This window comes from Waterburya agarophytonicola KI4 (assembly GCF_020640915.1).
In the GTDB taxonomy this organism is placed as follows: domain Bacteria; phylum Cyanobacteriota; class Cyanobacteriia; order Cyanobacteriales; family Xenococcaceae; genus Waterburya; species Waterburya agarophytonicola.
The window spans coordinates 28081-41129 of the sequence record NZ_JADWDC010000044.1; the positions used below are offsets into that span (position 1 = coordinate 28081).

The 13049-nt window shown below is 38.2% G+C and carries 12 protein-coding genes; 4 read left to right on the forward strand and 8 right to left on the reverse strand.

Going from position 1 to position 13049, the window contains the following annotated elements; all coding sequences use genetic code 11:
* The first annotated feature begins 58 nt into the window (after positions 1-58).
* On the forward strand, positions 59-2575 hold the full coding sequence (locus tag I4641_RS16015; protein ID WP_229641581.1) for a diguanylate cyclase domain-containing protein: 2517 nt from the start codon (positions 59-61) through the stop codon (positions 2573-2575).
* Positions 2576-2594: 19 nt separating this feature from the next.
* Here the strand turns inward: I4641_RS16015 and menD are convergent, their stop codons facing one another.
* Together menD and I4641_RS16025 are read right to left on the reverse strand one after the other, a co-directional pair.
* Complete coding sequence (menD, locus tag I4641_RS16020; protein ID WP_229641582.1) at positions 2595-4349, reverse strand: 2-succinyl-5-enolpyruvyl-6-hydroxy-3-cyclohexene-1-carboxylic-acid synthase; 1755 nt, start codon at positions 4347-4349, stop codon at positions 2595-2597.
* Between the two features lie 24 nt (positions 4350-4373).
* Positions 4374-5801 carry an isochorismate synthase gene (locus I4641_RS16025; protein WP_229641583.1) on the reverse strand — a complete coding sequence of 476 codons (1428 nt, stop codon included), beginning with the start codon at positions 5799-5801 and terminating at the stop codon, positions 4374-4376.
* A gap of 354 nt (positions 5802-6155) precedes the next feature.
* Here I4641_RS16025 and menA point away from each other — a divergent pair, with 354 nt between their 5' ends.
* Positions 6156-7064 carry a 2-carboxy-1,4-naphthoquinone phytyltransferase gene (gene menA, locus I4641_RS16030; RefSeq protein WP_229641584.1) on the forward strand — a complete coding sequence of 303 codons (909 nt, stop codon included), beginning with the start codon at positions 6156-6158 and terminating at the stop codon, positions 7062-7064.
* The gene (locus I4641_RS16035) at positions 7057-7461 is read left to right on the forward strand and encodes a RidA family protein (RefSeq protein WP_229641585.1); all 405 of its coding nucleotides are present in this window, start codon (positions 7057-7059) and stop codon (positions 7459-7461) included. The genes menA and I4641_RS16035 overlap by 8 nt, the downstream gene beginning before the upstream one ends.
* A gap of 35 nt (positions 7462-7496) precedes the next feature.
* Here the strand turns inward: I4641_RS16035 and I4641_RS16040 are convergent, their stop codons facing one another.
* The 4 genes from I4641_RS16040 to I4641_RS16055 form a co-directional block, all read right to left on the reverse strand.
* Positions 7497-8726 (reverse strand): MFS transporter, encoded by a 1230-nt coding sequence (locus I4641_RS16040; RefSeq protein WP_229641586.1) that lies wholly within the window; start codon positions 8724-8726, stop codon positions 7497-7499.
* Between the two features lie 164 nt (positions 8727-8890).
* Entirely contained in the window at positions 8891-9064 is a 174-nt protein-coding gene (psb34, locus tag I4641_RS16045) for a photosystem II assembly protein Psb34 (RefSeq protein ID WP_229641587.1), read from the reverse strand.
* A gap of 468 nt (positions 9065-9532) precedes the next feature.
* Entirely contained in the window at positions 9533-9973 is a 441-nt protein-coding gene (locus tag I4641_RS16050) for a DUF29 domain-containing protein (protein WP_229641588.1), read from the reverse strand.
* On the reverse strand, positions 9966-10181 hold the full coding sequence (locus tag I4641_RS16055; protein WP_229641589.1) for a hypothetical protein: 216 nt from the start codon (positions 10179-10181) through the stop codon (positions 9966-9968). Before I4641_RS16055 ends, I4641_RS16050 begins: the two co-directional genes overlap by 8 nt.
* A 336-nt stretch (positions 10182-10517) precedes the next feature.
* On the opposite strand from I4641_RS16055, the gene miaA reads away from it, so the two are divergent.
* Positions 10518-11402, forward strand: a complete 885-nt coding sequence (gene miaA, locus I4641_RS16060; protein WP_229641590.1) for a tRNA (adenosine(37)-N6)-dimethylallyltransferase MiaA — start codon at positions 10518-10520, stop codon at positions 11400-11402.
* 97 nt (positions 11403-11499) lie between these two features.
* Here miaA and I4641_RS16065 read toward each other — a convergent pair whose 3' ends face one another.
* Both I4641_RS16065 and hemF read right to left on the reverse strand, forming a co-directional pair.
* Positions 11500-11676 carry a hypothetical protein gene (locus I4641_RS16065; RefSeq protein ID WP_229641591.1) on the reverse strand — a complete coding sequence of 59 codons (177 nt, stop codon included), beginning with the start codon at positions 11674-11676 and terminating at the stop codon, positions 11500-11502.
* A gap of 146 nt (positions 11677-11822) precedes the next feature.
* Positions 11823-12854, reverse strand: coding sequence for an oxygen-dependent coproporphyrinogen oxidase (hemF, locus tag I4641_RS16070; protein ID WP_229641592.1), 1032 nt, complete (start codon positions 12852-12854; stop codon positions 11823-11825).
* Positions 12855-13049 lie beyond the last annotated feature (195 nt).

The following is a 13049-nucleotide window of genomic DNA, read 5'->3' on the forward strand; positions in this document are numbered from 1 at the left end:
AATTGAGTCCTAAATCATCGATATATCTTGATTGGTAATGAATCAAATGTTTTATGAAATGCAATTCAAATCAGGAAAAAAAGATCGATTCGATCTAACTAATTTTCCTCCTAGCTCTGGATCGTCTATAAATAATATAAGCAATGCAGCTATTGTTTTTGACGATTGCCAAAATTGCTTGTTTTTAAATTCCGCAGCAGCAAAAATATTGGGAGATCGTCTAGACGATCTTTTGATTGTAAGAGATTGGATTAATTCAAAAACCAAAGATATAGTAGAGCAGACTGTGGTTTTTCAAGCAGAAGAACTACCCAATGTAATCGCTGTAATTTGCCAAGAAAAACTAGACGATCTGGAAATTTTTATTAGTCGGCTAGATGTATCCAATGAGTTTTGGCAAGAGCTACAGGGTCAAAAATCATTAACGATCGAAGAAGGAAAAAAAGATTTAGAAGATTTGAACTTTACATCTACATTAGAAATAGAACCCATCAACCCGGCGATCGCCCTTGATTCTAATCACGATTCTCTAACAGGCTTGCCTAACTATAATTTATTATTTGCTTATATAGAACAAGAAATTTGTTTTGCCAGACAAGAAATAGACTATCAGTTTACTATTTTATTTATTGATATCAATCGTTTTAAAGTAATTAATAGTAGTTTGGGGAGAATTATAGGCGATCGCTTGTTGGTAGCAGTTTCCCAAAGATTACAAAAATGTTTGCGTTCCCAGGATTTTATTGCCCGTATGGGGAATGATGAATTTGCGATCTTATTAAGTAATGTAGAACATTTGGAATATGCTACTAATGTTGCAGAAAGGATTTATCGCGAGTTAAGCGTACCTTTTAATCTCGGCGGTTATGAAGTATTTATTGAAGCAAGTATTGGTATTGCTCCTGGAAATCAACATTATACTCAGCCAGAAAATTTACTCAGAGATGCAGAATTAGCAGTATCTGATGCTAAAAGACATAAAAAATCTCATTACCAAGTGTTCCATGAGTCTATGCGCGGGAAAGCTTTGACTTTGCTGCAATTAGAAAATGATTTAAGACAAGCAATCAAACGAGAAGAATTCATCCTACACTATCAACCGATAGTATCTCTAAGCAGTGATAAAATTCAAGGCTTTGAAGTATTAGTACGGTGGAGACATCCAGAAAGAGGATTAATTGCCCCTGGGGAGTTTATTAGTTTAGCGGAAGATACTGGTTTAATCATTCCTTTGGGTTTTTGGGTGTTAAGAGAAGCTTGTACTCAAATGCGTGGTTGGCAAAACAATTATGGCGGTTTAACTACTTGGAAAATTAGCGTCAATATATCTAGCAAGCAGTTAGCTTTACCTAATTTTGTGGCGCAGGTTAAACAAATTTTACGAGAAACAATGCTAGATCCCCACAATTTAAAGTTAGAGATTACAGAAAGTTCTTTAGTCGAAGATACTCAATCGACTATTGCCCTGCTGCAAGAACTAAAATCCCTGGGTATTGAGTTTTCTCTCGATGACTTTGGTACGGGTTATTCTTCTTTAAGTTATTTGCATCAGTTTCCCTTTGATACCATCAAAATAGACCGATCTTTCGTCAGTAGCATCAACAACAATGCTGATAAATTGGGTATCGTCAGAGCAATTGTTACTTTAGCTAATAACTTAGGTATGGATACGATCGCTGAAGGTATTGAAACAGTCAAACAGCTAGCTCAATTAAAAGCCTTAAAATGCCATTACGGTCAAGGTTTCTTTTTGTCAAAACCTTTAGATAAAGAAATCGTCGAACATATAATTTCTTCGGAAATTGCTAATTCTCAAAAAGTGGATGTAGAAGACTACAAATCACTATTAGACGAACAAATAGCTAAAGAACAACTATTATTTCAAATCGAACAGCTCAGACAAGAGCTGGACGAATTAAAATTGGAAAAGGCAGATTTAGAAATTATGCTGGATAATACTACCGAACACGCTGACTTAGTAGAATCTCAACTACATAACGAGATCTGCGATCGCCAAAAAGCTCAAGCTGCTCTTAGTTTAGCCAACAGAGAACTGGAAAAGCTGAGTGTTTTAGATAGCTTAACTCAGGTAGCTAATCGTCGTCGTTTTGATGACTATTTACTCGAAGAATGGCGGAAATTAAAGTCAGAACATGCTCCAATCGCTTTAATTTTATGCGATATTGACTATTTTAAATTTTATAACGATACCTATGGTCATCCCATTGGAGATTATTGTTTGCAACAGGTAGCTTTAGCAATTGAATGTGTTATTGAATCAACTTCTGGTTTAGTTGCTCGTTATGGTGGAGAGGAATTCGGCATAATTTTACCCAATACTGACGCAGCCGAAGCGTTCAAAATCGCTCAGAAAATTGCCACTCATGTCCATCAACTACATATTACTCATGAAAAGTCATTGGTGAATAATTATGTCACCATTAGTTTGGGGGTACACAGTTTGATTCCAGGTTCGGAATTTACTCCTGAATTATTGATTGGTTTGGCAGACAAGGCATTATATGAGGCAAAAGAAAGAGGCAGAAACCAAGCATTTCTATATGTTCCAGAATAAATTAATTTATTCTCGTAATTTATTCTTGTCTCAAACTAAATAGAGCTAGGTTATCTTTTAGCCAGGCTGCGTCTTTAGTGCGATCGCAAATTAGCTCTAAAACTCTAATTCCTGTTGGAGGTAAATTTTGTAATAATTCTTCTAACTGTTGCCAACTAGTTATTATTTGATGTTCTAGCTCGTACGCCCTACAAAGTTGAGCGATATTAACCGATTGAGGAGTGGCAAAGTATTCTTCAAACTCTGAAGGAAAATCGGCAATAGGGAGCATTTCAAAAATTCCGCCGCCATTATTATTAATCACAATAATGCTTAAATGCCCGCGAAACTTTTGCGCAATTAAAAAGCCATTGGTATCGTGCAATAAAGCTAAATCGCCCGTAAGTAATATTCCCCGATCTTGATATGCTATACCTAAAGCAGTAGAAAGAGTACCATCAATGCCATTAGCACCGCGACTAAAATAAGGAACTATTTTTCTATTATTGGGTTGCCAAAAGTATTCTGCATTTCGCACCGACATACTATTGGCTAAAAATACTGGGGTAGCAGTCGATAAACTCTGGGATATTAGCCAGGCGGTTTTCCCTTCGTATAAAATATCGATAGATCTCAAGGTGCGATCGAGATTGTTTCTAGTGCGAGATTCCAATTCGCACCATTGTTGGCAATATTTAGATCTATCCACTGATACTAAATTAGAGTCTAAATTATCGGCTAACTGCTCGATAGAACTATGAATGTGTCTAGTTTTGCCCTGTAGGGGATCGAAATTGTCGTATCTAGGATCGATCGCCCAACGCTCGACATCTATATCCTTCAGCCACTGACGCAATTCTTTACTAGTGGGAAGTTCGCCAATTTGAATTACCACATCGGGAATCAGCCTTTGAGCAATAGTATTCTGACGCAAGATCGAGTCATAAGTAGAGATTAAATAAGGATTTAAACTAGCATAATTTCTTACGGGAGATAGAGCTTCTGCTAATACGGGAAAAGATAATAGTTTCGAGAAATGAGCGATCGCCTGACAATATAACTGAGGATCTTGGGGTTGAGCTAAACCCGCAATGATAATTCCCGATTTGTGCTGCCAATTATCTATCGGAAGGTTCACCCCAAAAGAATTAATTGAGAAATCGCTTCTAACTCCACTAAAAAAATCTTGAGCCAGAAATTCAGTTTGCAGCTTGGCTACTTCAGGCTGTTCCAAAGGAGCAAGAGGCTTGCGTAATGGTAAATTAAGATGCACTACCCCAGGAGTAGGAAACAATGACTGCTCCCAAGCTTGGATCGTATTTTGTCTTACATAAGCCAGCATACCTAAATTAGCTTCGGGTAAAGCAAGCTCGCATTGCCAGTTGGGTAAATTGCCATATAGTTTAACCTGATCGATAGTTTGCCCCGCATGACAGTGACGCAATTCAGCAGGGCGATCGGCTGTTAAAATAATTAGAGGAATACCGCTTTCTTTGGCTTCTATAACTGCGGGATAGAAGTTAGCCCCAGCAGTACCAGAAGTGCAAACTAACACCGTAGGCAATCCCGTTTTTTTTGCTCTCCCTAAGGCAAAGAAGGATGCAGAACGCTCGTCCAAAATAGGAATAGCTTCAATTTGAGGATGATTGGCAAAAGCGATCGCCAAAGGAGTCGAGCGCGAACCAGGACAAACTATTGCCATAGTAATGCCACAGCGATGTAGTGTCTCTGCTATTACCGATGCCCAAAGGGTATTTATGTTACGAAAATCGATTGTACCGCAAGGGTGTAACATTAACTATTGAGTATATTTAACTGGTTAAACTAATGCTTTTAACAGGGATTGTAATTTAAGCTGTATTTCATCAAATTCCTTATGAGGATTAGATCCTGAGACAATTCCTGCTCCAGCATACAGTCTAGCGCGATCGCCATCAATAAGTGCCGAACGAATACCTACAATAAATTCACCATTGCCTTCATAGTCTACCCAACCTAAAGGTGCAGCATACAAAGAGCGATCAAATTTTTCGTAGTGACGAATTTTCTCACAGGCAATTTCTGTTGATACTCCCGCCACGGCAGGGGTGGGATGAAGCAGATCGACAATTTCTAACGGTTCAATATCCGCAGGTAAATGAGCGTAAATCGGCGTCCACAGATGTTGAATATTAGATAACTTTAGCAATTGTAGAGGTAACTGTTGGGGTTTTAAACCAATACTCCGCAAACGCTGCATCATAAAATCGCTTACAGCTTTGTGTTCTCGTTTTTCTTTGCGGTTTCTCAGTAATAAATTAGCTAGGTGCAAATCTTCGGTGTTATTCGTTCCCCTGGGAGCAGAGCCAGCTAAAGCATCCGTAACTAACTGTCGATTCTGAACGCTGATCAAACGCTCTGGGCTAGCTCCAATAAAGTATTGTCCTTCTCCATTACTAGTCGAGAAAATATAACAGTCTGGATGAAGTTGTCTTAAATTGCTTAAAGACTCAATCGTTTGAAAAGGCTGAGAAGATTTAATTTCAGTGGTGTGGGCGATGACAATTTTACTTAGTTTATCGATGGCGATCTCATCTAATGCCGATCTAACGACAGATTTAAAATAATCAGAATCTTGATGTTGTTCGCGACCTATAGATAATAGACTATTCTCTTGATTGGTATTTAGTTGCTTTAAACTTTCCCAATTGATATTATTTAACTTTTGTTTTATTTCCTTGACAACTCGGCTTTCATTCTGTTTTTTACTCAGGGGAAAGTTAATAATTAAACAGCAGTTTTTGTTCTTTTTTACTATTTGAAAACGGGGTAAAAATAATGTTCCTGATCTAAAAGGCTGAGATAATTCCGAGTCATTAAAAAATGTAAAGCTACAAAATACACTGGGTTTGCCAATTGCTAAATTACTATCTCCTTTTCTAATAATTTGACCGAAGCATTCTCGAACAAATTCTTGTGCTAAACTAAATCGGGAATTATGCTCTGTATAATCTTTTTTGGTTACGCCCCAAGCTGCTACTGCTTCTTGTTTGCTACAATTTTCCCAATAAAAATGTAATGTATCACGATGGCTAAATTTTTGCAAACAAGCAAGAAGATCTACCCGAGGAATTTGATAGGCAAAACTAACAATTTTGGTATCTTTAGTTACTGCATATTCTGAATCTAGATCGTGCCAAAAGTTTTCAAATTCCGTATCATTATGATCGTCTAAAATTAAATTATTAGATTGAGTTGCAAAGGACATAGAGCTTTTAGATTGTGTCATTCCCAAAAAATTTCAGCAACGCCTTATAAAAAAATATTAAATCGGTTGTTGATGAGTTACTTACTAATAAAAAAGGTAAATTTATGATATACATTATAGGCTACTGACTGCAATAGTCCTAGTATCGGTATGTTCGAGTAATTAGCAGTAAATAGTGAATAATCAGTTGTTTTGGTTTTGAGTTGAATCGATAGCATCGAAATCGATCGCCCTAAAGATTCAAAGATGAACTTTCGTGAAACTAACTAAACACGATCCGTTATACCTGATAGGGTACAAGAGGTCGTAATTTATAGCGGCACAGTCGTCAATCTTGACCCTTGTCTAATCTCCATGACTACCAAGCAAATAAGCAAACAAGATCGTGGTTTATGGCTTGCTGCCATTAAACCCCCAATATACAGCGTAGCCATTGCCCCCATTGCTGTAGGGACATCGATCGCTTTTTTTGAAACGGGTATTTTTCAACCCCAAATATTCTTGACATTTTTAGGTTCGGCAATTTTGATTATTGCTTGGCTCAATTTAAGTAACGATGTATTTGACTCAGAAACGGGTATTGATGTTAACAAAGCTCATTCTGTAGTCAATCTGACTGGTAATAAGTCATTGGTTTTTTGGATAGCTAATATTTGCTTGAGCTTGGGTATGGGTGGCATCATTGCTTTATCTTGGTGGCAACAAGACTGGAACGTATTGGGGTTGATCTTAGTATGTTGTTGCTTGGGTTATACCTATCAAGGTCCTCCTTTTCGCTTGGGCTATTTGGGGTTGGGAGAAATAATTTGTTTCTTTACTTTTGGGCCAGGGGCAGTCTCGGCAGCTTATTATGCTCAAACTCAGCAATTTTCAGGGACTAGTTTAGCGATATCTAGCATCATTGGGATTAGTACCTCAATTATTTTATTTTGCTCTCATTTCCATCAGATAGAAGACGATCTAGCAGCGGGAAAGCGATCGCCTATTGTCCGTTTGGGTACTAGTTTGGGGGCAAAAGTATTAGCGATCGCCACAACCAGTATCTATATTGTTACCTTAATTTTGATTGTTGGGGGAGCTTTACCCCTATTGAGCTTAATCATTTTTGGTAGTTTGCCCTTTGCTTATCACCTTGTCAGTCATGTCAATCGCTATCATGCTATTCCCGAAAAAGTAAGCAATAGTAAATTTATTGCAGTTAATTTATATTTATCGAGTTCCCTACTATTAATATTAGGATTAGTTTTAAAGTCTTATGTCTAAAAAAGTTATTCGTACCAATCGAGCCCCCGCACCCGTTGGCCCTTACAATCAAGCGATCTCTGCTTCTGGAACAATGCTGTTTTTAGCAGGACAGATTCCTCTAGATCCTCAGTCGGGAAATATTGTAGGAGAAGGCGATATTGCAGCTCAAACCAAGCAAGTAATGTCCAATATTAAAGCAGTATTGACCGAAGCAGGAGCAAACTGGGATAACATAGTTAAAACTAGCGTTTTTCTCTCTGATTTAGCTAATTTTACCCCGATGAATCAAGTCTACGCTGAGTACTTTGACGAAGAAACAGCCCCCGCCCGCGCTTGCGTGGAAGTTTCTCGTTTGCCGAAAGATGTGCTAGTCGAGATTGAATGTATCGCTGTTATTCCTGAATTTTTAGAATAATCAGCATCCTAAAACAGACAAAGGTGCGATCGCAATTATTTAGTATCAATCAATTGATGCAAATATTGCAAAATTACTATGCCGATTAAAACCGAAGCAGCAAAGAAAAGCCAAAAATAATTAATCGATTCGGGATGGTCTAACGCCCAGCCTCCCAAGGGAGGACCCACAAAATAACCGATCGCCCAACACTGGGAGTTGATCGACAAATATACTCCGCGCAAAGATTCGGGGGCTAAATCTGCAACTAGTCCAGAAGCAATGGGAGTATAAGTAATCATTCCCCAAGACATCACCCCTAAAGTCAAAGCTGCCCAAAAGAGAAGATTATCTGATGCATTTCCCGTTACCCAGACTAAAATAAAGGCGATGCCCCACAATACTAAAGAGAAACTCAAGCCCGTAATGCGATTAAAACGATTGAGCAACCAAGCTGCGGGTAACTGACAAACCGCAGCAAAAGCAATGTGCCAAGTAAACAAACCACTAATTACTCGCTCAGAAAAACCCGTCCCCGTATCTCCCAATTGGACAAAGTTTTTGAGATATAACGGCATGGTACTTTGTACTTGAGATAGGTAGATGGTGAACAAAATATTGACCGCCACAAATACCATCAAAGCGCGATCGCGCAGTGCCAAAGACCAGCCATTTTCTTGGTTTGATGTGGATTTTTGTATTTGAAATTGAAAGGTTTCGGCGATCGCAAAATAAATTACGCCAAAGAAAATTATAAAAGAAATTCCATCAATTATAAATAAAGCGCGATAGTTACCAGAACTAGCAATTAATGCCCCGCCCAATACTACCCCCAAACTCAAGCCCAAACTATCTGCTAATCGAGTAATTGCAAAAGCTTCATTACGTTGTTCGGGAACAGTCAGATCGATAATTGCTGCTTCGGTGGCTGGCCAATACATTCCGCTGCCAAATCCCATTAACAAGTTACCTAAAATCAAGGTGGGAAAGTTTGAGGTCAAAGATAAAACTACGTCTGCTAATACTGATATTGCAGAAGCAACTAACAAAGTTTTTCTGCGTCCCCAACTGGGAGTATCGGATAATTGCCCCCCTAAAAATCTGCCGAAAACCCCCGAAATTGAACCGCTACCCAAGGCTACACCCACTAGAGTTGAAGAAAGTCCTACCTGATTGACAAAAAAGATCGGTGCATAAAATAATGTAAAGCCCGTCCCGATTCCTAATAGCAGTCTACCTGTTGCTAAAATCCAAACCTTGAAACTAAAATTCAGTATTCGAGACATTCAATGTTCTATTAAAAGCTGACTTTGATAGATTATCATTCCGAGGAGATTGAACTACTGCCAACAAATATCCAACAAAAAACCTTGGCACAATATGCCAAGGCTGAGTAGGAGAAATCAATGTTGAAGATAAAATTTGTTGAAGCCAGTAAATTTAGTATTGTCTAACTAACTAGAAAAGACATAAACACTACTAAAGATACGAATAAAGCTGCTATCGCGCCTTGTTTCAAATAGCGACGCTGTTGATAAAAATCTGGCATAGAGGCATAGGTCATTTTAGGCTCTCTAGCGTAATTATTGATAACTCCGTTGTCGGTTTGGGTGGTTGTATACATGGTTGTTTTCCTCGTGTTCACTTCTCTATGTAAACTAATATAACAATATTTTAAAGTTTTGTAAAGTTTATTTGACAAATTATTTTAAATAATATCCATAAGAAGTAGGGCAACCAACGTAAAGCGGGACGAAAAGAAGAGTTAGTTCGCGGGTTCTAATCGAGAAGTAAGATTTTTTCTTATCTTCTAGATCGGAGTATAAGTCTGACCAACTGTCTCTGAGGGCATCAATTGATTTTTGAAGTTCATCAATTTGATTTCTTATAATAACCATCAGAACTCCGTTAGTATAGGGTGTGGTCAAAAGTCGTTGGTTAAGAGTGATCGTCAATCATTGGCGCGAATAACTCTTAGGCATCGAGCAAAAATAACTTACTATTCAAGAACCAGAAATGAGAGAATAACATTAGAGTTAGTCAATTCCATAGTTCCAGAGCCAATGGAAATGCCTTCAGGAACATCAGATAATTATCCAAAAAAATCATCGTCCAGCATTTTATCTAAAGGTATTGGTGTTAGATCTTCAACCAAAAACAATCGACTTTTGCCAATTCCATCTGTAGCCTTGTTGAACCAAGCAACATGATTCTCTTTGAGATACTTTTTTAGACTTGGAGAGTCTTCTAGTATATCTTGAATCTCTCTGCGAAAATTCAATATTTCCACACGCCACTTAGCTTGATTTCTTTCTCTCTCCACCTGCCAGTCTCTAAGTTTTAAAACATGCTCTACAAGTCGATAGTAGTAACTTCTTAAAGCTCTTTTTTGACTTGCTCCCATATCTTGAATTTCATCTAATAGATTCGCCCAGTCCATAGTTTTAAGATCTTGATTCTCAATAGCGATCGCCATTTGCTCTGTCCATAAATTAAAATCGCGATCATGCAAATCTTTGATTTGATTAGTCATCTTTGTTCTCCAAAAGCTTTTTAACATTTTCAACACTTAATAGCGCGATCGCATCCAAAAACTTTCCAGTATTGCCATTATTCCCCCACTGAAAACCAAGCTCCAAAGCCATCTTTTTGAGTTTATTTGGAGTATGTGGATCGACTCTAACTCTTAAAGTATCCCTTTCTAACTTTGGTCTACCCACGCTGACTAATTCCCAATTCAATCAATTTATTTGGCACAGCGATCGCCTGTCTTTTCAACTATGTCTATATATTCTAGAGTTAAAATATTTCTTTAACTTCCTCTATTGTAGAATAATTTAATAGTAAATGGGGTGCATTTATTTTGAATTTTTAAGCTATTTTCATTTTCTCCCCATTTGTTCTTCATTCTTTATCTCTTTTCTCCCTCTGCCTTTTCGTTAGTCTAAACTACAGTCAACCCTCTATGACTGAAAATGTTTCTTAAGAGAGTTGGTTGTCGAAGTAGTTATAAATTGCGTAAATCCATTCTCAAAATGTTTTACCCTTAACAATGGCTGTCTAAAACGAGCTTGTATATGTTGATTGTTATTTGTGGTGCGACTGCTAGCGGTAAATCTAGTTTGGCTTTAGAAATAGCTCGACGTTTGGATTCAATTATTATTAGTGCCGATTCAAGGCAGATCTATTGCGAGTTTGACATCGGCACAGCCAAACCATCCTCAAAAGAACAACAACTAGTCGATCATTATCAAATTGATATCTGCGAGCCTACAGAAACCTTAACCTTGGCAGAATATCAACAGCAAACCCAAGCAATTATAGAAGATCGTTTAGATCGCCCTCTTTTGTTAGTGGGTGGTACGGGACTATATTTAGATTCGATTACCAAAGGCTTAAAAATTCCTCGGGTGTCGCCTCAGCCAGAATTGCGATCGCAACTATCGGCAATCGGACAAATTCAAGCTCACAGTTGGTTATCTCAAGTAGACCCCAAAGCAGCCCAAAAAATCCACATTAACGACCAATTTAGAACTTTAAGGGCTTTAGAGGTGTTTTATACCACGGGAATTCCGATTTCCGAGCAACAAGGAGAGAATCCACCTAATTATCCAATTCTACAAATCGGGTTAGATTGTGATGTTCCTGCATCAGATCAGCGCATTGCTACTCGCACCCATCAAATGATCGAAATGGGATTAGTGAATGAAGTAAAGTATCTCTGTCAGAAATATGGCGCAGATCTGCCCTTATTAAATACCCTTGGTTATGGCGAAATTAAACAATACTTAGCAGGGGAGATTGACTTAAACGAAGCGATCGCTTTAACTATTACCCATACTCGTCAGTTTGCTAAAAGACAGCGTACTTGGTTTCAGAAAAATAAACAAATTAATTGGTTTGATAATAGTAGAGAAGATTTACCAGAGAGAGTCTGGCATAAAATCCAGGAATTTATCTAAAACTTCAATCCTTCAAGCGATCGCATTTCTTGATTTAAAGGAAGATGCGATCGCTAAATTATTTGACAATGAAAATAATTACCAAATTAATTCGCTACTAAATATTATCTACTTTGAAAATAACTTCAGGCAAATCCTCTTCAGTTAAATCGCTATTTTCAGTAAAAATATCGGTCAAGCTATTTTGATAAGAAATGCCATATTCCACCTCAATAACGGCAAGATCTGGGTCATTTTCATAGAAAAAGCGATATAAATTTAAGATTAAGTTCAACTTCCCCAATCAGTGAGGCAATCGCATAGTTGAATTAGGCAAATCACCATAAAAAAAAGCCAGCAATTATCAACTCTATTGCTAGCTACTCTTCTTGACATAACAGTAGTTAAGCTGCAGTGCCTTTAAACTGCATATTAATAAAACTAACCTTGCCAATTAACCCAATCTTGGGGCTTGAGGAAAGTCTCATATAATTCTGCTTCAGGGGTATTGGGTTCTGGCTGATAATTATACTGCCAACGAACTAAAGGAGGTAGAGACATCAAAATAGATTCGGTACGTCCATTGGTTTGCAAGCCAAAAATAGTACCGCGATCGTAAACCAAGTTAAACTCTACATAGCGTCCGCGACGATATAGTTGGAAATTGCGCTGCTGTTCGCCATATTCTGTATCTTTGTGTCTTTCAATAATCGGTACATAGGCAGGTAAGAAAGTTTTGCCACAGTCTTGTACGAAATTAAAGAGATCTGACCAACTGCGATGTCTAATTTCTCCTACTTCCTTGCTATGTTGTGCTGCTGCCTTATCGGGATGAGGCCCTTTATATAATTCTCCCGTACCATCTTGATAATCAAAGAATAATCCTCCGACACCTCTAGTTTCGTCGCGATGTTTGAGGTAGAAATATTCATCACACCATTTCTTAAATACGGGGTGATATTCTGCATGATGGCGATCGCAAGTCTCTTTAAAGGTACGATGAAAATGGGTCGCATCTTCGGCAAAAGGATAGTAAGGAGTTAGATCTGCACCACCACCAAACCACCAAACTGGACCTGCTTCAAAATAACGATAGTTGAGGTGAACCGTAGGAATATATGGGCTGCGAGGATGCAATACCATAGATACTCCTGTAGCATAGAATCCGTGTCCTGCTGCTTCTGGTCGTTGTTTGAGGATTGAGGGAGGTAACTGGCTACCCCAGACTTCAGAGAAATTTACCCCACCCTGTTCTAAGATACCGCCATCTGACAATACGCGCGATCGCCCCCCACCGCCTTCTTCTCTTTCCCAACTATCTTCTTGAAACTTTCCCCCTCCATCGACTGCTTCTAAGCCAGCACAGATTTCATCCTGTATCTGTTGCATTAACTGACTTACTTTTTTTTGGGAGTCAGCAGGGGGTGGGGTAGGTTGAGACTTTTTGGTTGAGTTAGTATTTGTAGCGGTCATCAGAATATTAAAAATTAAATAAAAAAACTGCTTCAATCAGAGTATCTCGAACGGGTGTTGTCGCACCACTACAAACACTATGTAGTAACAAGATATTTATGATTTAGTAAAGTTTCTTAATAAAAAAGTTTCAGCAAAAGTATAGGACTTACGCATTGACAGAAAAATTTAAATCTGCGGTATTGGTTTTGGGTA

What these genes read in the sequence shown, in the direction of transcription:
- I4641_RS16015 (WP_229641581.1), top strand. Translation starts at nt 59, where the DNA reads ATGCAATTCAAATCAGGAAAAAAAGATCGATTCGATCTAACTAATTTT.
- menD (WP_229641582.1), bottom strand. Translation starts at nt 4,349, where the DNA reads ATGTTACACCCTTGCGGTACAATCGATTTTCGTAACATAAATACCCTT.
- I4641_RS16025 (WP_229641583.1), bottom strand. Translation starts at nt 5,801, where the DNA reads ATGTCCTTTGCAACTCAATCTAATAATTTAATTTTAGACGATCATAAT.
- menA (WP_229641584.1), top strand. Translation starts at nt 6,156, where the DNA reads ATGACTACCAAGCAAATAAGCAAACAAGATCGTGGTTTATGGCTTGCT.
- I4641_RS16035 (WP_229641585.1), top strand. Translation starts at nt 7,057, where the DNA reads ATGTCTAAAAAAGTTATTCGTACCAATCGAGCCCCCGCACCCGTTGGC.
- I4641_RS16040 (WP_229641586.1), bottom strand. Translation starts at nt 8,726, where the DNA reads ATGTCTCGAATACTGAATTTTAGTTTCAAGGTTTGGATTTTAGCAACA.
- psb34 (WP_229641587.1), bottom strand. Translation starts at nt 9,064, where the DNA reads ATGTATACAACCACCCAAACCGACAACGGAGTTATCAATAATTACGCT.
- I4641_RS16050 (WP_229641588.1), bottom strand. Translation starts at nt 9,973, where the DNA reads ATGACTAATCAAATCAAAGATTTGCATGATCGCGATTTTAATTTATGG.
- miaA (WP_229641590.1), top strand. Translation starts at nt 10,518, where the DNA reads ATGTTGATTGTTATTTGTGGTGCGACTGCTAGCGGTAAATCTAGTTTG.
- hemF (WP_229641592.1), bottom strand. Translation starts at nt 12,854, where the DNA reads ATGACCGCTACAAATACTAACTCAACCAAAAAGTCTCAACCTACCCCA.